The sequence below is a fragment of the Sphingopyxis sp. genome (genome assembly GCF_036261875.1).
Lineage (GTDB): Bacteria > Pseudomonadota > Alphaproteobacteria > Sphingomonadales > Sphingomonadaceae > Sphingopyxis.
Genome location: NZ_DATAJZ010000025.1, coordinates 79,811 through 99,474, shown reverse-complemented (window position 1 = coordinate 99,474; position 19,664 = coordinate 79,811). Strand labels below are relative to the sequence as shown.

The following is a 19,664-nucleotide window of genomic DNA, read 5'->3' as shown; positions in this document are numbered from 1 at the left end:
ATTTGCAACGACTTTCGGCTTGCCTTGGTCCCCCGCCCGGTGCCAAGCGGGCCGGGCATAGGAGGAGCCGCGCATGGACGATCAACTCAGCCGTTACCGCCAGAGCATCGACAATATCGACGCGGCGCTGGTCTATATGCTGGCGGAGCGGTTCAAGGTGACGAAGGCGGTCGGCGAGCTCAAGGCGCGGATCGATCTGCCCCCCGCCGACCCCGACCGTGAGGCGCGGCAGGTCGAGCGGCTGCGCAGCCTGGCCCGCGACGCCGATCTCGACCCCGATTTCACCGAAAAATTCCTGCGCTTCATCATCGACGAAGTGATCCGCCACCACGAGCAAGCCAAAAGGGAGAGCGAGGCATGACCCATCCGATCTTCGCCAAATGGCCGGCCCGGCACCCCGACCGGCTCCAGCTTTTCGGCCTGCCGACGCCGAACGGCGTCAAGGTCAGCATCATGCTGGAGGAATGCGGCCTGCCTTATGAGGCGCACCGCATCGACATCGGGGCGAACGAAAGCCACGACCCCGCTTTCCTGTCGCTCAACCCGAACGGCAAGATTCCCGCGATCTACGACCCCGACGGCCCCGGCGGCAAACCGCTGGCGCTGTTCGAATCGGGCGCGATCCTGATCTATCTCGCCGACAAGACGGGGCAGTTCCTTCCTGAGGATGCCGGCCAGCGCTACGAGGCGATCCAGTGGCTAATGTGGCAGATGGGCGGCGCCGGGCCGATGTTCGGCCAGCTCGGCTTCTTCCACAAATTCGCCGGGCGCGACTATGAAGACAAGCGCCCGCGCGACCGCTACGCGGCGGAATCGGCACGGCTGCTCGGCGTTCTCGACGGCCGGCTCGCCGGGCGCACCTGGATCATGGACGCGGATTACAGCATCGCCGACATCTCGCTGCTCGGCTGGGTGCGCAACCTGATCGGCTTTTACGACGCGGCGGAGATCGTCGGGTTCGAACGGTTCAAGAACGTCCAGGCGTGGCTCGACCGCGGGCTGGCGCGGCCCGCCGTGCAGCGCGGACTGGAGGTCTGCGCCGCCTGACGCAGAGAGCTACAGCCGATCCATCCGGAGCCAGCGCGCGTCGCCGAGCCAGGCCTTCGACAGCGCCCTGTCGGCCGCCGCGGCTTCCAGCTTGTTCCCCTGCCTGGCCTCGCTGCGGCTTAGCCCGTACAACGCCCAGCCATTGTTCGGCGTCTGCGTCAGCGCGCCGCGAAACGCCTCGCTGGCATCGGCATAACGCCCCGCCTGAAACAGCGCCGCACCCAGCGACTGCCGGACCGGATAATACCAGTAAGCGGGCTCCTGATAGGGAATCCGCCCCTCGATCGCGATCGCCTGCCGATAGAAGGCGATCGCCTCGTCATGGCGCCGCTCGGCCGCGGCAAAACGGCCGCGCGCGACCAGTTCGGCGAGCGCCACCAGATCGTCGGCCGGCACGCCCTGATCGATCATGCCCTTCATGGCGTCCGATGTTCTGAGCCGCGCCATCGCCGCCAGTTCGCGATCGAAACCGGCACGATCGCGGAGGCGGGCATAAGCGATGCCGCGGGCATAATGGCGCATCGCGGTCGGGTAAGCGAGGCGCGTATCGGGCGCTGTCATCGCCAATATCGCTTTCGGTTCGGCAAATTGCGCCATCGCCAGATAGGGCGCCGCGTCGATCGACTGGATCCACGCGATCCGTTCCGACGTCGTGGGGTCGAGCACCGTGCCGAGCCGCTGCGCCTCGCGGATCGCGGTCGGCATGTCGCCGGCCATCTGCGCCGACGTCACGATGAAGTGGATATTGTGCGGATAATAGCCGTAGCGGACGAGGCCATGATCGCCGGCGCTGCGAATGAAGGCTTCGTCGGCGCGTGCCGCCGCGACATTCACCCGGATCGAATCGGCGTGGCGCCCGCGCAGCTGATAGATATGCCCCGGCATGTGCACGAGATGCGCCGCGCTCGGCGCACGCGGGTTCGACAGCCGGTCCGCGGCGGCCTCGGCACGCTGCGGATCGCTCGCTTCCATCAGGTGAATATAGAGATGGTTCGCTTGAACATGCGCGGGGTTGCGGCCCAGCACCGTTTCGATCAGCCGCACCGCTTCGCCGCTGCGACCCACCGGCGTCTTCTTGTCGCTCTCCCAATAATTCCACGGACTGGTGTCCATCGCGGCTTCGGCGGCGAGTACAGCGACATCGTCGTCACCCGGAAAGCGGCGCGCGACATCGAGCATCGCGTCGGCATAGGCCATGTCCAGCGCCGCGCGATCCGCCCCCGGATCGCGCGAATAGCGATGCGCGACGGCCTCGATCAGCGCCCGTTCCATGGAAGATGCCCCGTCGCGCAGCGCCATCGCCCGGTCCATCGCGTCGAGCGCCGCCGCATGGTCGCGGTCGTCCATCGGCGCGTTGATGTTCGGGCCGAGCGCCACCGCTTCGCCCCACCAGCACATGGCGCATTTCGGGTCGAGCCGCTGCGCCTCGCGGAACGAGCGCACCGCGCCCGCGTGGTTGAAGCCATAGGTCAGAAGCAGCCCCTGGCTGAAATAGCGCCGCGCCTGCGGATCGCGGGTCGAAACGGGAAACGGCGATGCGGCGAGATCGGCGAAAAGCGGAATCGGCCCCGCCTCGCTTGCCGGCGCCGCGAACGCCGAGGCGATCAGAAGCTCGCGAGCCAAGGTGGACCCTGCCTTTTCCGCCCCACAGAGCAGGGTGGCAAGACGGCTGGGATCGAGAGCCTCCAGCGCCGCGGCCGAAAAAACAGGCAAGGTCGTAGAGCTTGAAAGCGAAAACCCGATCCCGAAGATCGCGGCTAATTTGAAGGCCCCGTGCATCATAATTCCCCCTTCCCCAAAGGTGAACCACAAACAGCGCGGGGAAGGTAGCATGGAGACCAGTTCATCCAAAGCGCGATGATTTCGGTTGCGATAACCGGGACGGAAAATGTCCTGAAACGAGCGATTGCGGACGTGGGTAAGGATCCTACTCTCTCCCCTTGAGGGAGAGATACGAAGGCTTGGCAGCTTGCTGCCTAGCCGAAGTTGAGAGGGGGTTTTGCGTCCGCTGGCGTCGTCCCCCTCTCCAAGCTTCCTCAAGGGGAGAGGAGACTACGGCCGCTCCCCACCCCAAAGCCGCCTATCCCGCCGGCAGCCTGAGCCGCACGAGCAGCCCGCCCAGATCCTCGCTCTCTTCCAGCGCGATGCTGCCGCCGTAAATCTCTGCCACATCGCGGACGATCGCGAGCCCCAGCCCGGTTCCCGGCTTGCCGCTGTCGAGCCGCACGCCGCGGTCGATCACCCGCTCGCGATCGGCGGGCGAGATACCCGCGCCATCGTCCTCGACCAATATCTCGGCCATATTGCCGTCGCGCTGGATCGTGACGAAGACGCTGCCACCGCCATATTTGGCCGCATTTTCGAGAAGATTTCCAATCAACTCGTCGAGGTCCTGCCGCTCCAGCCGCGCGACCAAGGTGCGGTCGCCTGCCGCGTCGAGGCGGACATCGGGATAGAGCAGTCCAACCGCGCGCGAGACGCTGTCGACGCTCTCGCGGACATTGGCGCGCGCCTGCGCCGCGCCGCGGCGGCCGACCGCGCGCGCGCGCGCGAGATGATGCTCGACCTGCCGCTGCATCGTCGCCGCCTCGCGCCGCACCGTGTTCGCGAGGTCGCTGTCGGAGCCGGTCGCGCTGTTTACCAGCACGGTCAGCGGCGTCTTGAGCGCATGGGCGAGATTGCCCGCGTGCAGCCGCGCTTCCTCGGCCTGTTTTTCATTATGCGCGAGCAGCGCGTTGAGTTCGTCGACCATCGGCTGCACCTCGAGTGGCAGCGGCGCGGTGACGCGGCGGTTCTGCCCGCCGCGCATCGCCGCGATCGCGCGGCGGATATGGCGCAGCGGCAGCAGGCCATAGAAAGTCTGGAGCGCCGCGAGGATGATCAGCCCGAGGCCGAGCAGCGCCAGGCTGGGGATCAGCGTCGCGCGCACCGCGCGGACCTGAAGGTCGAGCGCGTCGCGTGACTGGGCGATCTGGAAGCGCCAGTTGGTCTTGCTGCCCGGCAGGATGACGTTGCGTTCGAGGACGCGCAGTTCCTCGTCGGGAAACTGATTGCTGTTATAGGTGTGGAGCGCCGTATCGACATGCTCGCGCGGCGGCCGCAACGTGCGCTCCCATAAGGAACGCGAGCGATAAGGCTCCTGCCCTGCACCGCTGATCTGCCAATACAGACCGCTATAGGGCTCGAGAAAACGCTGATCGCCGAGCGGCTCGATCAGCCGCACCTCGCCGTCGGGGCCGATTTCGGACGAGCGGATCATCGCGATCAATACATATTCGAGGCTCGAATCGAAATTGCGCGTGATCGCCCCGGTCAGCACCCGGTCGAGCGCGAAGCCGCCGCCGATCAGCAGCACCGAAATCCAGATCGCCGCGATCGCGATCATGCGCCGCGCAAGGCTGCCGGTGACGCGGCTGGTCAGCGCCGCGGGCCGCGGCGGCGTTTCGGTCACGGCGGCCGGGGCGGCGTCCGCCACGCGCGGATCAGCCCTGCGGATCGTCGAGCTGGTAGCCGAGGCCGCGGATCGTGGTGATGATGTCGGCGCCCAGCTTCTTGCGGATGCGCGTCACGAACACCTCGATCGTGTTCGAATCGCGGTCGAAATCCTGATCGTAGATATGCTCGATCAGCTCGGTGCGCGACACGACCTTGCCCTTGTGATGGAGCAGATAGGACAGCAGCTTATATTCCTGCGCGGTCAGCTTGACCGGCTCGCCATCGAGCGTCACGCGGCCCGAGCGGGTGTCGAGGCGGACCTTGCCCGCGATCAACTCGCTCGACGCATTGCCCGAGGCGCGGCGGATCAGCGCGCGCAGGCGGGCGATCAGTTCCTCGGTCTGGAACGGCTTCGCCAGATAATCGTCGGCGCCCGCGTCGAGCCCCGCGACCTTGTCCGACCAGCTATCGCGCGCGGTGAGGACGAGCACGGGGAAGTTGCGCTTCTCGCGCCGCCAGCGGTCGAGCACCGTCAGCCCGTCGATCTCGGGAAGCCCGAGGTCGAGGATCGCCGCGTCGTAATTTTCGGTCGAGCCGAGGAAATGGCCGTCCTCGCCATCGGTCGCGAGGTCGACGGCGTAACCGGCACCTTCCAGCGTAGCCTTGAGCTGCGGGCCCAGCGTGGGCTCGTCCTCGACAATCAAAATCCGCATTCAGGCGCCTTTCCTTTGCGCACCGGCATTCCGGCCGCCGTGTCACGACTGTGTATCAAGTCCGAACGATCATCGCAAAATGTCGTTGCGGTCCTCGTTCGGTAAAGGGGTGTCAGGGTTTGCGGCCGACGATCCGGCCGGTGCGGGCGTCGACATAGACGATGACGACCTGCGAGCCGTCCATGAATTTGAGCGCATAGATCATCCGGCTGGAGTCGAACTGCGGCCCGCCGAGATAGGTCATGCCGTTGTAGGGCGGCCGCGCCTTCACTTCCGCCACCAGCCGGTTGAGCGGAATGACCTGCCCCTGCGCCGCGGCGTCGCGCATATTGTCCTGATCGCGCTCGACGCGCGCCGACGCGGGCGAAGCGGCAAGGAGCAGGACGGAAGCGAGCGAGAGGAACAGGGTGCGGATCATGGCCCGTGCTTCTAATGCGAACGCATTGAATAAGCGATGAATGAAGCGGTCAGCCGATATTCGGCCTCTGCGCCGCGCCGGTCGGGTCGGGTCGGGGGAATGGTGGGCGCGACAGGGATTGAACCTGTGACCCCACCCGTGTGAAGGGTGTGCTCTACCGCTGAGCTACGCGCCCATTCCATGCCGACCGAAAAGCCGACGGCTTCCGAAAGCCGGCCGTCCATAGCCGCTCGCGCAGGTAATGCAACGCCCATTCGACATCGATCGTGCGGGATCGCCCGGAATCAAATCGGGCCGCGGCTTGCGCCACGGCCCGAAATGATGTCACCCAAAGGCGCGGTCAACTTAGTTGACGGCATCCTTGAGGGCCTTGCCGGCCTTGAACTTCGGCTGGTTCGACGCCGCGATGGTCATCGTTTCGCCGGTGCGCGGGTTGCGGCCGGTCGACGCCTTGCGCTTGCTGACCGCGAAAGTGCCGAAGCCGACGAGACGGACTTCGCCGCCCTTCTTGAGCGCGCCGGTGATCGAATCGAACACGGCTTCGACCGCCTTGCTCGCATCGCCCTTGGTGAGGCCGCTCGAGTCAGCGACGGCGGCGATCAGGTCTTGTTTGTTCATGCCTAAGGAACCCCTGCATAGGTGGATAGAATGATTCATGGCCCGAAGCCATGGCGCGCCACTAACGATGTTTCACATCGGGTTGTCAAAGCAAAAATCGCAGAAAACCGCTCCAAAACGCCAATTTTGCGACGAATCAGGATGAAATGAGGCCCATCGTCGGTCGATCAGTGGCGAATCGCCCTGTCGGGATCGCCGCCGGCCACGATCGGGGGCGACGCGGCAAGCTCATCGGCTTCGGTCCACTCGATCGGCTCGACCGGTGAGACCAGCGCCTCGGCCAGCACCTGGTCGACGTGGCTCACCGGAATGATCTTGAGCTTCGCCGTGATGTTTGCCGGAATTTCAACCAGATCCTTTTCATTCTCTTCGGGAATGAGGACGGTCGTGATCCCGCCGCGCAGCGCCGCGAGCAGCTTTTCCTTGAGGCCGCCGATCGCGAGCACGCGGCCGCGCAACGTGACTTCGCCGGTCATCGCGACATCCTTGCGCACCGCGATCCCGGTGAGCGTCGACACCATCGCGGTGACCATGCCGACACCCGCCGACGGGCCGTCCTTCGGCACCGCGCCCTCGGGCAGATGGATATGGATATCCTTGCGCGCGAACAGGCTGGGCTTGATGCCATAGGCCGGCGCGCGCGCCTTCACGAAGGACAGCGCGGCCTGCACCGACTCGGTCATCACTTCGCCCAGCTTGCCGGTGGTGCGAACCTGCCCCTTGCCTGACGCGGTGACCGCCTCGATCGTCAGCAGTTCGCCGCCGACCTCGGTCCAGGCGAGGCCGGTGACCGCGCCGACCTGATCCTCGCCGTCCGAGACGCCGTGGCGGAATTTCCGCACGCCCGCGAACTCCGACAGATTGTCCGGGGTGACGACGACGCTCTCCGCCTTGCCCTCCAGAATCTTGCGCAGCGCCTTGCGCGCCAGCCGCGCAATCTCGCGCTCAAGCGTGCGGACGCCCGCCTCGCGGGTATAATAGCGGATGAGGTCGCGCAGCCCTTCGTCGGTCAGCTCGAACTCATGCGGCTTCAGTCCGTGCGCCTCGATCTGCTTCGCGATCAGGTGACGCTTCGCGATCTCGACCTTCTCGTCCTCGGTGTAACCTTCGAGGCGGATGATCTCCATGCGGTCGAGCAAGGGCTGCGGCAGGTTCAGCGAATTCGCGGTGGTAACGAACATGATGTCCGAAAGATCGACATCGACCTCCAGATAATGGTCCTGAAACTTCGCATTCTGTTCGGGATCGAGCACTTCGAGCAGCGCCGACGCCGGATCGCCGCGGAAATCCTGGCCCAGCTTGTCGATCTCGTCGAGCAGGAACAGCGGGTTCATCGTGCCGGCCTTCTTGAGGTTGGTCACGATCTTGCCCGGCAGCGAGCCGATGTAAGTACGGCGGTGACCGCGAATCTCGGCCTCGTCGCGCACGCCGCCGAGCGACTGGCGCACGAATTCGCGGCCCGTGGCTTTCGCGATGCTGCGGCCGAGCGAGGTCTTGCCGACGCCCGGAGGGCCGACGAGACACAGGATCGGGCCTTTGAGCTTGTTGGTGCGCGCCTGCACCGCCAAATATTCGACGATCCGGTCCTTGACCTTTTCGAGCGCATAATGGTCGTCGTCGAGGACGGCCTGCGCCTTGGCGATATCCTTCTTGAGCTTCGACTTCTTGCCCCACGGCAGGCCGATCAGCGTGTCGAGATAGTTGCGCACCACCGTCGCCTCGGCCGACATCGGCGCCATCGCGCGCAGCTTCTTGAGCTCGGCGTTCGCCTTGGCCTTGGCCTCCTTCGACATTTTGAGGCCGTCGATCTTGATCTGCAGTTCGCCGAGGTCGCCGCCGCCCTCACCGCTGTCATTGCCGAGTTCGCGCTGGATCGCCTTCAACTGCTCATTGAGATAATATTCGCGCTGGCTCTTCTCCATCTGCCGCTTCACGCGGCCGCGAATCTTCTTTTCGACCTGCAGCACGCCGAGCTCGCCCTCCATGAAGGCGAAGACCATTTCGAGCCGCTTCGCGGGCGCATCCTCGACGAGCAACGCCTGCTTGTCGGACACCTTGATGTTGAGATTGCCCGCGACCGAGTCGGCAAGGCGCGAGGCGTCGTCGATCTGCGACAGCTGCACCGCGGTTTCGGCGGGCATCTTCTTGTTGAGCTTGGCATAGCTTTCGAACTGGTCGACGACCGAACGCATCAGCGCGGCGGTGTCGACGCTGTCGTCGATCGCATCGGCGACCGGCTTGACGCTTGCCATCACCGCCTTGCCGTCATCTTCCAGCTTCAGCAGTTTCGCGCGCTCCTTGCCCTCGACAAGCACGCGGACGGTGCCGTCGGGCAGCTTCAAAAGCTGCAGCACGGTGGCGATCACGCCAGTGTCGTAAAGGTCGTCGCGCTGCGGGTCGTCCTCGCCCGGATCGAGCTGGGCGACGAGGAAGATTTCCTTGTCGGCTTCCATCGCGGCTTCGAGCGCGGCGACCGAACGGTCGCGGCCGACGAAGAGCGGCACGATCATGTGCGGGAAAACGACGATATCGCGCAGCGGCAACAGGGGAAAAGATTGCGTCATTACGGCTCCTGAGCGAGCCCCGGCTTCGGCGGCTCCGCCCTTCTTATAGGGTGTTCATCGCTAATATGGCGTAACTTGCCGCGCATTCAATGACGGTGGGGTGAATGGACGATCCACTCGTCCCTGTCGCGTAGCGATGGGGAGGTGGCAGCCCTAAGGGCTGACGGAGGGGCCGCGAGCAAAGCGAGCGCCCCGCGTTATACCCCTCCACCCCCGCTTCGCGGCGGTTCCCCTCCCCACGGCTACGCCGCAGGGAGGATCAGGTGGTCAAAACGGCAATTTGAACCCCGGCGGCAGCGGCAGGCCGCTCGTCATCTTGCCCATTTCCTCGTTGCTCAACGCATCGGCCTTTTCGCGCGCATCGTTGAACGCGGCGGCGAGCAGGTCTTCGAGCATCTGCTTGTCCGACGGAACGATCAGGCTGTCGTCGATATGGATCGCCTTGATGCGTCCCTTGGCGGTCGCGACGATCCTGACGAGGCCGCCGCCCGAAACCCCCTCGACCTCGAGGGTGTCGAGCTTCGTCTGCGCCTCCTGCATCTGCGCCTGCACGGTGGCGGCGGCTTCCTGAGCCGCCTTCATCATTTCTTCGATCGATTTCATGGATTGGACCTATGATGGTTGTTGTCGTCTTCGACAAGCCTCGCGTCAGGAAAAGCCGCCAGAGCGGCCTTCACGACGGGCAGTTCGCGGATGCGTGCGTCATTATCGGCCAGTTTCGCGGCCTTCATCTGTCCCAGGCTCGGGCGGGCGTCGCCTTCACCGGTGCGAACCTGCCAACGGCTCCCCGTCTGGGTCAGCAGTGCTTCGCCGAGCTTGCGCGCGAAATCGCCGTCGAGCGCGGGCGCCGCGGCATAGACGATCAAGCCGGGTTCGAGTTCGACAAGCTGGAGATGATCGTAGACTTGCAGCGCAAGCTGATGATTTCCTGTGCTTTCGAGGAGCTGGTGAATCTGCGCGATGGTCAGCGACGCGGGCGCTTCGCTGTGAGGCGCCGCCGGGGCTTCGGCAACCGGTTCGGCCGCCGCGTGCTCCGTCCCGCCCGGCGCCGGCGGCGCGGAAAGCGGCTTCGTCGGCACGCCGCCCTTTTCGAGCAGCTTCGCCAATTCCCCCGGATCGGGCAGCGACGCGGCGTAGATCACGCGCAGCAGCAGCATTTCGAGATGTTCAAGCGGATTGTTCGCGCGCAACACCTCGTCATGCCCCTTGAGCAGCAATTGCCAGAGGCGGTTCAGCGGCGCGAACCCCAGCTTCTTCGCCCAGTCGCCGATCCGCTCGCGATCAGCCTCGGCCAGCGCGGGATCGTCGTGGCGCGACACCTTGGCGAGCGTGACCGCATGGGTCAGGTCCATCAGCCCGCGCACCATCGCGACCGGCTCGATCCCCAGCGCATATTGCGCGCGGGCGAGGTCGATCGCGCCGCCGCTGTCGCCTTCCAATATCGCCGCCATCAATTGCGCGATCGACGAGCGATCGGACAGACCGAGCATCGCGCGCACCTGTTCGGCGCCGATCCTGCCGCCGCCCCCTCCTCCAGCTTCCAGGTCGGCATGGGCAATCGCCTGGTCGAGGATCGACAGGCCGTCGCGCACCGATCCTTCGGCGGCGCTCGCGATCAGCCAGACCGCGGGCGCCTCGGCCTCGACGCCTTCCTTTTGCAGAATGGCGCTGAAATGCGCGAAGAGCATGTCGGGGGTGATACGGCGAAGATCGAAGCGCTGGCAGCGCGACAGCACCGTCACCGGCACCTTGTTGACCTCGGTGGTCGCGAACAGGAATTTGACGTGCGGCGGCGGCTCTTCCAATGTTTTCAGCAATGCATTGAAGGCGTTGCGCGACAACATGTGCACTTCGTCGATGATGTAGATCTTGTAGCGCGCCGACACCGCCGCATAGCGCACCGCCTCGATGATCTCGCGCACGTCATCCACGCCGGTGTTCGACGCGGCGTCCATCTCGATCACGTCGATGTGGCGGCCCTCGGTGATCGCGCGGCACGGCTCGCAGACGCCGCACGGGTCGATCGTCGGCCCGCCCTGCCCGTCGGGGCCGATGCAGTTCAGCGCCTTGGCGATCAGCCGCGCGGTCGAGGTCTTGCCCACCCCGCGCACCCCGGTCATCAGGAAGGCGTGCGCCAGCCGGTCGCGCGCGATGGCGTTGCCCAGCGTTTTGACCATCGCATCCTGGCCGATCAGCTCGGCAAAGGTCTGCGGGCGGTATTTGCGGGCAAGGACGCGGTACGGCCCGCTCGATGCGGGCGCCGGAGTCTCCGGCAAATCCATCCCCAGTATGGGGGTATCGTCGTCGGCGGAATCGCTCATGGGGTCCGTCTTAGGGGGGCCAGGGACGCTTGTCGAAGGGGAATGCGGACGGCCAACCCAATCCCTCGTCACCCCGGACTTGATCCGGGGTCCCGCTCAGCGACATCGACAAGCGGGACCCCGGATCAAGTCCGGGGTGACGGTCGACAATAGATGGCTTGGAGGTGGGAGCCGGAACGACCCGCAGCGAATTCGTTGCGGCTGCTTCCTTCCGGACCTGACCGGGTTGGCGAAGACTGCGTCCGCCCGACTCCCGGCGCGCATATGGCGGCGGCGGCGCGGAAATGCAAGCCGCGCGGTCAGACGAACGGATTCTCAACAATCGCGCGGGCCACATCGGCAAGGATCGCGTCCGCGGCGTCGCCGTTCACCGTCGGACGGTCGAGATAGGCGGCGACCATATATTTGTTGCCGTCAGGCGCCTCGACGAAGGCGACGTCGTTATAGGCGGTGCCGCATGATCCGGTCTTGTCCCCGGCGATCCACGCCGGCGGCAGCCCGGCGCGAAGGCGCGCGCGGCCGGTCCCGCTGCCGATCAGCCAGCCGCGCAGCGTTCGCCGGTCATCGGCGGTCAGATGATCGCCATAGACGAGCATCGCCCCGCTTTTCGCCATCGCCGCGGGGCTGGTGGTGTCGCGCGCATCGCCGGGCACGTTCTCGTTGAGTTCGGGCTCGGTTCGGTCGAGCCGCGTCACCGCATCGCCCATCGCGCGCATATGCTGGGTAAAGCTCGCGGGCCCGCCCGTCGCCTTGAGGATCAGATTGGCCGCGGCATTGTCGCTGATCCTGACGCTATGTTCGGCGGCCGCCCCAAGACTGACTTCGCCCGCCGCGACTTGGGTCTCGCTATAGGGCGAATGCGGCAGCAGATCGGCGCGGGTCAGCGGCAGCGGCGTGCGCAGCGGCAGGCCGCCGCTCGCCGCGCCGCGCAACACCTGCCCCGCGAGAAGCAGCTTGAAGGTCGAGCACATGGCGAAACGTTCGTCGGCGCGGTGGCCGAACAGCAGCCGACCGGTGGTGTCGGTCACCGCGACGCCCAGACGCCCGCCCGAACGGCGCTCGATGTCGGTGAGTTGCCTGGCGAGAAGCACCGAATCACCCGTCGGCTCGCGCACCGGAGCGGACGCGGCGGAACAGGCTGTCAGGCCAAGCAGCACGGCGACGGCAACGGCCGCGCGCATCAACGCGGCCCCTGCATATTGCGGCTCTCGGACGGGATATGGACGGTCAGCCCGTCGAGGTCGTCGGTCAGGACGATCTGGCAGGCAAGCCGGCTGGTGCGGCGCACCCCGGCGGCAAGGTCGAGCATATCTTCCTCCTCCTCGCTCGCGGGCGGCAAGCGGTCGAAATCCTCTTTGGCGACGATAACGTGGCAGGTCGAACAGGCCATCTGCCCCTCGCACGTCCCTTCGAGCGGCATCAGATGCGCCTGCGCGACGTCGAGCAGGATGTCGCCTGCGTTCGCTTCGGCCTCGGTGCGCCCCTTGCCGTCGGCGTGGATGAAGGTGACGCGCACTCAATTGACTCCCTGAAGCCGCGCCGCATCCCTGATCGCGGTCAGCCCGGCGCGCAATTCCGCTTCGCTGGTATAGCGTCCCCAGCCGAGCCGGATCGAGGCGCGGGCGTCGGCCTCGCTCACCCCCATCGCGCGCAGCACATGGCTGACCTTGCCCGACCCGCTGCCGCACGCACTGCCGAGCGAGAAAGCGACATTGCGCGCGTCGGACATCAGGCGAAGGCCATTCACCCCCTCGCGGCGGACATTGAGATTGCCGTGATAGCGTGGGGTTACGGCGCCATTGAGTGTCCATTCGGGCAGCATGTCCATCGCCAGCGACCAGAGCCGCTCGACATGCGCGGCGTCCGCATCGAAGCGCTCGGCCGCGAGCGCCGCCGCCGCGCCGAACCCGGCGCACAGAGCCGGGGAGACGGTGCCCGACCGCATTCCCTGTTCCTGCGCGCCGCCGACCATCAGCGGTTCGAGGTCGACACCGTCCTTCACCCACAGCGCGCCGATCCCCTTCGGCCCGTGAATCTTGTGCGCCGAAAGCGCGATCAGGTCGGCGCCGTCGGGGATGGTAACGCGGCCGTACCCCTGCACCGCGTCGCAGAGCAGCAGGCTCCCCTTCGCGTGCGCGGCGGCGGCGAAAGCGGCGACCGGCTGGATCGTCCCGACCTCGTTGTTCACCAGCATCGCCGCGACAAGGCCGTTCTCGGGAATCAGCGCGTCATCGGGCGGCAGCGCGACCCCCGCGCCATCGACCGGCAGGATCGTCGCGTTCAGCCGCTCGAGGCATTGCAGCGACGCGGCATGTTCGATGCTCAGCCCCGCGACCCCGCCCGGTTTCGCCTCCGCGCCGCGCAGCAGCGCCCAGTTGAGCGCCTCGGTCGCGCCCGAAGTGAAGAAGACGCGTCCGCCCCCCGGCAGCATCGCCGCGACCTGATCGCGCGCGACCTCGACCGCCGCCGCCGCGGCGCGGCCCGCCTTGTGCGTGCTCGACGGGTTGGCATAGCCGTCGCCCTCTCCCGGCCCTTCGAGCCAGCGCAGCATCGCCGCGCGCGCCTCGGGAGCGAGCGGGGTCGTGGCTTGGTAGTCGAGGTAAATCATTCGCGGCATTTGCCCGCTAATCCCTTTGGTGTCGAGCGAAGCTCTTTATCATCGTCATCCCGGACTTGATCCGGGATCCATGATTCCGGCGCTGCGAGAATGGATCCCGGATCAAGTCCGGGATGACGAACCGGGATTGAGCGCCCCTTATTGCGAACGATTCGCAAAAGTTGCAAGTCGAGACCTATTTTCTATATAGGCGCGCATCCAGCTCCGCCACCCCGCCGTCCGGCGAATCGGTGACCAGCCCCGAACCAAAGAAGGTGCGCCCATGCCCGACGTTATTTTCCCCGGCCCCGAAGGCCGTATCGAAGGCCGCTTCTCGCCCCCGCCGCGCCCGCGCGCGCCGGTCGCGCTGATCCTCCACCCGCACCCGCAGGGCGGCGGCACCATGAACGACCGCATCACCCAGGCGATGTACAAGAGCTTCGTCGCGCGCGGCTTTGCGGTGCTGCGCTTCAACTTCCGCGGCGTCGGTCGCAGCCAGGGGACGTTCGACAACGGCATCGGCGAACTCAGCGACGCCGCCTCGGCGCTCGACTGGGTGCAGTCGATCCACCCCGAGGCGCAGACGACCTGGGTCGCGGGCTTCAGCTTCGGCGCGTGGATCGGGATGCAGCTTCTGATGCGCCGCCCCGAGATTCGCGGCTTCCTGTCGGTCGCGCCGCCCGCGAACATGTACGACTTCAGCTTCCTCGCCCCCTGCCCTTCGTCGGGGATCATCGTCGCGGGCGGACAGGACGAGATCGTGCCGCCGCCCGCGATCCAGAAGCTGGTCGACAAGCTGCGCACGCAAAAGGGGATCACCATCCACCACGACGAAATCCCGCGCGCGAACCACTTCTTCGAGCATGAGCTCGATCAGCTGATGAAGTCGCTCGATAATTATCTGGATATGCGCCTCGCGCCCGATTCGCCGATTCGCTGATTGCCTGTCATTGCGAGGAGCCGAAGGCGACGCGGCAATCTCCAGTTCGCGATCATCAGGTCGATCGCTGGAGATTGCTTCGTCGCTACGCTCCTCGCAATGACGGAGCCTATTTCGTCGGCACCAGCCAGATCGCGATATTCGCGAACATCACCAGCGCCGCGACGAACATCAGCAGCGCGCGCTTGCGGTCGCCGGTGCGGAAAATATAGATCGCGCCGCCGGTCAGCGCGACCCCGGCGAGCATCAGCAAAGACATGATCGTGTCGGACATGGGGCGGCTTTATCGCCCGCGTCACAAATTTGCCACCTGGCTTATGGTCAATTCGGGCGGCTTCGCCTAAAGCGCGCTCATCGATTCCCTGTCACCCCTGCGGGAGCCGCCCCGATGCGCATTGCGATAGCCTCTGACCATGCCGCTTACGAGCTCAAGGCCGTGCTCGCGGCCTGGCTGCGAGACCTCGATCACGACGTGCTGGACCTCGGTCCAGCGACGGCGGACCGGGTGGATTATCCCGACTTCGGCTACAAGCTCGCCGAGGCCATCGCCGATGGCCGCGCCGAACGCGGTATCGCGCTCTGCGGTTCGGGGATCGGCATTTCGATCGCGGTCAACCGCCATCCCGCCGCGCGCTGCGCATTGGTGAGCGACCCCTATTCGGCGGCGCTCTCCCGGGAGCATAATGACGCCAATGTGCTCGCAATGGGCGCACGGCTGATCGGCGAGGATATGGCAAAGGCCTGCGTCACATCCTTCCTCGTCGGCGCGTTCGCCGGCGGCCGCCATGGCCCGCGCGTCGATAAACTGTCCAACCCGCCCCAACTGGAGACCAGCCGATGACCACCGAAACGCTCGACAAGCCCATCAAATCGGCCGGCTATTTCACCGACGGCGTCGCCGCGACCGACCCCGCCGTCGCGGCGGCGATGAAACATGAACTCGACCGCGAGCAGCATCAGATCGAACTGATCGCGTCGGAGAATATCGTCTCCAAGGCGGTTCTCGAAGCGCAAGGCAGCGTCTTCACCAACAAATATGCCGAAGGCTATCCGGGCAAGCGCTATTATCAGGGTTGCGGCCCGTCGGACGAGGTCGAGACGCTGGCGATCGACCGCGCGAAACAGCTGTTCGACTGTAATTTCGCCAACGTCCAGCCGCATTCGGGCGCGCAGGCGAACGGCGCGGTCATGCTCGCGCTGACCAAGCCCGGCGCGACGATCATGGGCATGAGCCTCGATGCGGGAGGTCATCTGACGCACGGCGCGGCGCCCGCGATGTCGGGAAAATGGTATAATGCCGTCCAATATGGCGTGCGCGCCGACGACCATCTCGTCGATTTCGACCAGGTCGAGCGCCTTGCGAAGGAGCATCGCCCCTCGCTGATCATCGCGGGCGGCTCCGCCTATCCGCGCACCCTCGACTTCGCGCGCTTTCGCGCCATCGCTGACGATGTCGGCGCGCTACTGATGGTGGACATGGCGCATTTCGCAGGGCTGGTCGCGGGCGGCGCGCATCCCTCGCCGATGGAACATGCGCATGTCGTCACCACGACGACGCACAAGACGCTGCGCGGCCCGCGCGGCGGCATGATCCTGACCAATGACGAAGCGATCGCGAAGCGTATCAATTCGGCGGTCTTCCCCGGTCTCCAGGGCGGCCCGCTGGTCCATGTCATCGCTGCGAAGGCGGTCGCCTTCGGCGAAGCGCTGCGCCCCGAGTTCAAGGCCTATGCCAAGGCGACGATCGCCAATGCGCAAGCGCTCGCGAACCGGCTGAAGGCGCGCGGCGCCGACGTCGTCGCGGGCGGCACCGACACGCACCTCGCGCTGATCGACCTCCGTCCGCTCGGCATCACCGGCCGCGATGCCGACGAAGCGCTCGAACGCAGCGCGATCACCTGCAACAAGAACGGCGTCCCCTTCGATCCGCTGCCGCCGGTCAAGACCAGCGGCATCCGCGTCGGCTCGCCCGCGGGCACGACGCGCGGCTTCGGCATCGCCGAGTTCGAGGAGATTGGCGACATGGTCGCGGACGTGCTCGAAGCGCTGCGCGACAAGGGCGAGCATGGCGACGCCGATGTCGAAGCCGACGTCCGCGGCCGCGTCCGCGCGCTCTGCGAGCGCTTCCCCATCTATCAGGGCTGACGACATGGCGCGGCAGCACCCCGAGGAACCGACGCTGGTCGAGCTGACGATCGAAGAGGTCAAGGCGATGGGCAAGCAGGGCATGGCCCATCCCTCGACGCGCCCGGTGCTGATCGGCGGCGGGCTCGGCGCGGTCGCGGGGCTTGCGCTGCCCGTCCTGACGTGGCCGGTCGGCCTGTTCGCGGGCGCGGCCATCGCGCTGCTCAGCCGGGTGAAACGCTGACCGATGCGCTGCCCCTATTGCGGACATGAAGACAGCCAGGTGAAGGACAGCCGCCCGACCGAGGACGGCGCCGCGATCCGCCGCCGCCGTCAGTGCGAGGACTGCGGCGCGCGCTTCACGACGTTCGAGCGCATCCAGCTTCGCGACGTCGCGGTGCTCAAAGCCGGCGGCACCCGCGAACCCTTCGATCGCGAGAAATTGATGCGCAGCGTCCAGATCGCCTGCCGCAAGCGCCCGATCGACGGGGCGCGGATCGAACGGCTCGTCTCGGGCATTCAGCGCCAGCTCGAAACTTCGGGCGATAACGAGGTGCAGGCGTCGCAGATCGGCGCGATGGTGATGGAGGCGCTGAAGGGCTTCGATAATGTCGCCTATATCCGCTTCGCCAGCGTCTATCGCGACTTCACCGAAGCCAAGGATTTCGAAGAGTTCGCCTCGTCGATCACCGAGGCGGCGCGGCCCAGCAAATGACCGCGGCCGCCCCGCCCCCCGTCATCGTTCTCGTCCGTCCGCAACTTGGCGAAAATATCGGCAAGGCGGCGCGCGCGATGCTCAATTTCGGGCTCACCGAACTGCGCCTTGTCGCCCCGCGCGACGGCTGGCCGAACCCCGATGCGGGTCCGGCAGCATCGGGCGCCGACGTCGTGCTGGCCGAGGCCAAAGTCTACGACAGTCTCGCCGAAGCGGTTGCCGACTGCACGACCATCTATGCCACCACCGTGCGCAAACGCGGGGTGACCAAACCGGTGCTGACGCCCGAAGCGGCGGCGAAGCAGGTTCACGCGAGCGCGGGCCGCTCGGCCTATGTCTTCGGACCCGAGCGGTCGGGGCTGGAAACCGACGATGTCGCGCTGGCGCACGCCATCGTCACCGTGCCGATCAACCCGGAGTTCGGGTCGCTCAATCTGGCGCAAGCGGTGATTCTGCTCGCTTATGAATGGTCGAAGGGTGTCGCGCTGGCGAGTCCGCCCGACGTGCCGCTCGATCCGCCCGCGCCGCAGGGCGAACTCGAACAATTGATCGAGCATCTGAGCCGCGACCTCGACGCCGCCGGCTATTTCTTTCCGCCCGAGCGGACCGAGGCAACGCTGCGCACCCTGCGCACCGCGCTCACCAAGGCTGGATGGTCCCATAATGATATCCGGATGATGCATGGCATCATAACGGCGCTTGGCCGGACGAAGAAACCGTCCTAGGGACTCGCATTCTTTCAAAAGCGAGTAATATATGATCTCTACGATATTGTCCCTGGCCCTGGCCGCGACCTCCGCCAACGCGACCGGAGACGCTCCTGCGAAACCCGCCAAGCCCAGGAAGATTTGCGAGAAGGTAGAGGTTACCGGCAGCCAGGTGCCGAAACGCATATGCCGAACGGTCGAAGCGCCGAAGCCGAAGGATGAAGCAGCGCAGACCAGCACCGAAAAGACGGCGACCACCGAGACCAATTAGGATCGGGGCCCGTACCGGCGATCAATCGTCGGCGCGCAGCCGATCCCATTTGACCGCTTCATAAGCGATCGACTGTTCGACCAGTTCGTTCCACACCGCGCGAAGCCGCTCGGGCTCGAGGCCGGCGGCGGCGGCGGCGGCGGCGACATTGTCGAGCACCTCAGCCTTGCGCGCTTCGTCGCGAACGGTGCCGCGGTCGCTCTTGATGCGCGCGGCGGCGTCCATGTAACCGAAGCGACGGACGAGCAGCGCGACCAGCGCGAGGTCGACCTCATCGACTCCGATGCGGACTTCGGTCATCGTTTCGCACTGCTCGGGAAGTTTGGCGGAGGTCATAGGCGCTGCCTTTAGCGGCTTTTTCCGCGCTGTCGAGGCATCGCGCCGATGCACGCGCCGCGCTTGACTTTCCGCGCTTCCCCGTCTAGTCGCGCGCCTTCGCAATGGACCCCGCACCCCGGTGAAGCGGCGGTCGCATATGGAAATCTCCATATGGTGCGACCCGGGAACCGCCGAAATCCTTCGGCACACAGCATATTGGAGACGACAATGTCGAAGCGCCAGAGCGCCAAGTATAAACTCGACCGCCGCATGGGCGAGAATATCTGGGGTCGCCCCAAGAGCCCGGTCAACCGCCGCGAATATGGCCCCGGCCAGCACGGTCAGCGCCGCAAGGGCAAGATGTCGGACTTCGGCATCCAGCTCCGCGCGAAGCAGAAGCTGAAGGGCTATTACGGCGACATCACCGAAAAGCAGTTCAAGAAGAACTATTTCGAGGCTTCGCGCATGAAGGGCGATACCGGCCAAAATCTGATCGGCCTGCTTGAGCGCCGCCTCGACGCGGTCGTCTATCGCTCGAAGTTCACGCCGACCATCTTCTCGGCGCGCCAGCTCGTCAGCCATGGTCACGTCTATGTGAACGGCGTGAAGTGCAACGTCGCCAGCCGTCTCGTGAAGCCGGGCGACGAAATCACCCTTGGCAAGAAGGCGCAGGAAATGGCGCTGGTCGCCGAAGCGCAGAGCCTGCCCGAGCGCGACCTGCCCGAATATCTGTCGGTCGACGGCACCAAGACGACCTACGTCCGCGTTCCGACGCTCGACGAAGTGCCCTATCCGGTGAAGATGGAACCCAATCTGGTCGTCGAATTCTATTCGCGCTGATCGGTTCGATTGCGAAATTACGAGGGGCGGCCCGGAA

At 65.8% G+C, this 19,664-nt stretch carries 22 protein-coding genes, 1 tRNA gene and 1 other RNA gene; 9 read left to right on the top strand and 15 right to left on the bottom strand.

Going from position 1 to position 19,664, the window contains the following annotated elements:
* Positions 1–73: 73 nt before the first annotated feature.
* Together VHO04_RS11775 and VHO04_RS11770 are read left to right on the top strand one after the other, a co-directional pair.
* On the top strand, positions 74–361 hold the full coding sequence (locus VHO04_RS11775; RefSeq protein WP_329628458.1) for a chorismate mutase: 288 nt from the start codon (positions 74–76) through the stop codon (positions 359–361).
* A complete protein-coding gene (locus tag VHO04_RS11770) occupies positions 358–1,047 on the top strand; it encodes a glutathione S-transferase N-terminal domain-containing protein (protein ID WP_329628457.1) in 690 nt (229 codons plus the stop codon). The genes VHO04_RS11775 and VHO04_RS11770 overlap by 4 nt, the downstream gene beginning before the upstream one ends.
* A 9-nt stretch (positions 1,048–1,056) precedes the next feature.
* On the opposite strand, the gene VHO04_RS11765 is transcribed toward VHO04_RS11770, so the two are convergent.
* From VHO04_RS11765 to VHO04_RS11705, 13 genes are all read right to left on the bottom strand, one after another.
* The gene (locus tag VHO04_RS11765; RefSeq protein ID WP_329628631.1) at positions 1,057–2,826 is read right to left on the bottom strand and encodes a hypothetical protein; all 1,770 of its coding nucleotides are present in this window, start codon (positions 2,824–2,826) and stop codon (positions 1,057–1,059) included.
* 301 nt (positions 2,827–3,127) lie between these two features.
* Positions 3,128–4,432: a HAMP domain-containing sensor histidine kinase gene (locus VHO04_RS11760; protein ID WP_329628630.1), complete on the bottom strand. Its 1,305-nt coding sequence runs from the start codon at positions 4,430–4,432 to the stop codon at positions 3,128–3,130.
* A gap of 97 nt (positions 4,433–4,529) precedes the next feature.
* Positions 4,530–5,195 carry a response regulator transcription factor gene (locus VHO04_RS11755; RefSeq protein ID WP_106000501.1) on the bottom strand — a complete coding sequence of 222 codons (666 nt, stop codon included), beginning with the start codon at positions 5,193–5,195 and terminating at the stop codon, positions 4,530–4,532.
* 112 nt (positions 5,196–5,307) lie between these two features.
* Complete coding sequence (locus VHO04_RS11750; RefSeq protein ID WP_257550428.1) at positions 5,308–5,613, bottom strand: hypothetical protein; 306 nt, start codon at positions 5,611–5,613, stop codon at positions 5,308–5,310.
* Positions 5,614–5,713: 100 nt separating this feature from the next.
* Positions 5,714–5,788 (bottom strand) — tRNA-Val (locus tag VHO04_RS11745).
* 170 nt (positions 5,789–5,958) lie between these two features.
* On the bottom strand, positions 5,959–6,231 hold the full coding sequence (locus VHO04_RS11740) for an HU family DNA-binding protein (RefSeq protein ID WP_003044445.1): 273 nt from the start codon (positions 6,229–6,231) through the stop codon (positions 5,959–5,961).
* Between the two features lie 167 nt (positions 6,232–6,398).
* Positions 6,399–8,795, bottom strand: a complete 2,397-nt coding sequence (gene lon, locus VHO04_RS11735) for an endopeptidase La (RefSeq protein ID WP_329628456.1) — start codon at positions 8,793–8,795, stop codon at positions 6,399–6,401.
* Between the two features lie 267 nt (positions 8,796–9,062).
* Positions 9,063–9,398: a YbaB/EbfC family nucleoid-associated protein gene (locus VHO04_RS11730; RefSeq protein ID WP_329628455.1), complete on the bottom strand. Its 336-nt coding sequence runs from the start codon at positions 9,396–9,398 to the stop codon at positions 9,063–9,065.
* Complete coding sequence (locus VHO04_RS11725) at positions 9,395–11,116, bottom strand: DNA polymerase III subunit gamma/tau (RefSeq protein WP_329628454.1); 1,722 nt, start codon at positions 11,114–11,116, stop codon at positions 9,395–9,397. Before VHO04_RS11725 ends, VHO04_RS11730 begins: the two co-directional genes overlap by 4 nt.
* Before the next feature lie 160 nt (positions 11,117–11,276).
* An RNA gene (gene ffs / locus VHO04_RS11720) (signal recognition particle sRNA small type) lies at positions 11,277–11,374 on the bottom strand.
* Between the two features lie 41 nt (positions 11,375–11,415).
* Complete coding sequence (bla, locus tag VHO04_RS11715; protein WP_329628453.1) at positions 11,416–12,297, bottom strand: class A beta-lactamase; 882 nt, start codon at positions 12,295–12,297, stop codon at positions 11,416–11,418.
* Positions 12,297–12,632: a 2Fe-2S iron-sulfur cluster-binding protein gene (locus tag VHO04_RS11710; RefSeq protein ID WP_329628452.1), complete on the bottom strand. Its 336-nt coding sequence runs from the start codon at positions 12,630–12,632 to the stop codon at positions 12,297–12,299. Before VHO04_RS11710 ends, bla begins: the two co-directional genes overlap by 1 nt.
* Positions 12,633–13,724, bottom strand: coding sequence for a cysteine desulfurase family protein (locus VHO04_RS11705; protein ID WP_329628451.1), 1,092 nt, complete (start codon positions 13,722–13,724; stop codon positions 12,633–12,635). It abuts the gene before it with no gap.
* A gap of 271 nt (positions 13,725–13,995) precedes the next feature.
* On the opposite strand from VHO04_RS11705, the gene VHO04_RS11700 reads away from it, so the two are divergent.
* Positions 13,996–14,652, top strand: a complete 657-nt coding sequence (locus tag VHO04_RS11700) for an alpha/beta hydrolase (RefSeq protein ID WP_297661633.1) — start codon at positions 13,996–13,998, stop codon at positions 14,650–14,652.
* A gap of 109 nt (positions 14,653–14,761) precedes the next feature.
* Here the strand turns inward: VHO04_RS11700 and VHO04_RS11695 are convergent, their stop codons facing one another.
* Complete coding sequence (locus VHO04_RS11695; RefSeq protein ID WP_329628450.1) at positions 14,762–14,926, bottom strand: hypothetical protein; 165 nt, start codon at positions 14,924–14,926, stop codon at positions 14,762–14,764.
* A gap of 114 nt (positions 14,927–15,040) precedes the next feature.
* Between VHO04_RS11695 and rpiB the strand changes: the two genes are divergently transcribed.
* Genes rpiB through VHO04_RS11670 form a run of 5 tightly spaced genes read left to right on the top strand, consistent with a single transcriptional unit; the run spans position 15,041 to position 18,216 of the window.
* Positions 15,041–15,493: a ribose 5-phosphate isomerase B gene (gene rpiB / locus VHO04_RS11690; RefSeq protein ID WP_329628449.1), complete on the top strand. Its 453-nt coding sequence runs from the start codon at positions 15,041–15,043 to the stop codon at positions 15,491–15,493.
* The gene (gene glyA, locus VHO04_RS11685; RefSeq protein WP_329628448.1) at positions 15,490–16,797 is read left to right on the top strand and encodes a serine hydroxymethyltransferase; all 1,308 of its coding nucleotides are present in this window, start codon (positions 15,490–15,492) and stop codon (positions 16,795–16,797) included. Before rpiB ends, glyA begins: the two co-directional genes overlap by 4 nt.
* 4 nt (positions 16,798–16,801) lie before the next feature.
* Entirely contained in the window at positions 16,802–17,020 is a 219-nt protein-coding gene (locus VHO04_RS11680; RefSeq protein ID WP_329628447.1) for a hypothetical protein, read from the top strand.
* Positions 17,021–17,023: 3 nt separating this feature from the next.
* Positions 17,024–17,491 (top strand): transcriptional regulator NrdR, encoded by a 468-nt coding sequence (nrdR, locus tag VHO04_RS11675; RefSeq protein WP_329628446.1) that lies wholly within the window; start codon positions 17,024–17,026, stop codon positions 17,489–17,491.
* On the top strand, positions 17,488–18,216 hold the full coding sequence (locus tag VHO04_RS11670) for an RNA methyltransferase (protein WP_329628445.1): 729 nt from the start codon (positions 17,488–17,490) through the stop codon (positions 18,214–18,216). Before nrdR ends, VHO04_RS11670 begins: the two co-directional genes overlap by 4 nt.
* A 274-nt stretch (positions 18,217–18,490) precedes the next feature.
* On the opposite strand, the gene VHO04_RS11665 is transcribed toward VHO04_RS11670, so the two are convergent.
* Positions 18,491–18,805 carry a chorismate mutase gene (locus tag VHO04_RS11665; RefSeq protein ID WP_329628444.1) on the bottom strand — a complete coding sequence of 105 codons (315 nt, stop codon included), beginning with the start codon at positions 18,803–18,805 and terminating at the stop codon, positions 18,491–18,493.
* A gap of 210 nt (positions 18,806–19,015) precedes the next feature.
* Here VHO04_RS11665 and rpsD point away from each other — a divergent pair, with 210 nt between their 5' ends.
* Positions 19,016–19,627 carry a 30S ribosomal protein S4 gene (gene rpsD, locus VHO04_RS11660; protein ID WP_257550473.1) on the top strand — a complete coding sequence of 204 codons (612 nt, stop codon included), beginning with the start codon at positions 19,016–19,018 and terminating at the stop codon, positions 19,625–19,627.
* The last annotated feature ends 37 nt before the right edge of the window (positions 19,628–19,664 follow it).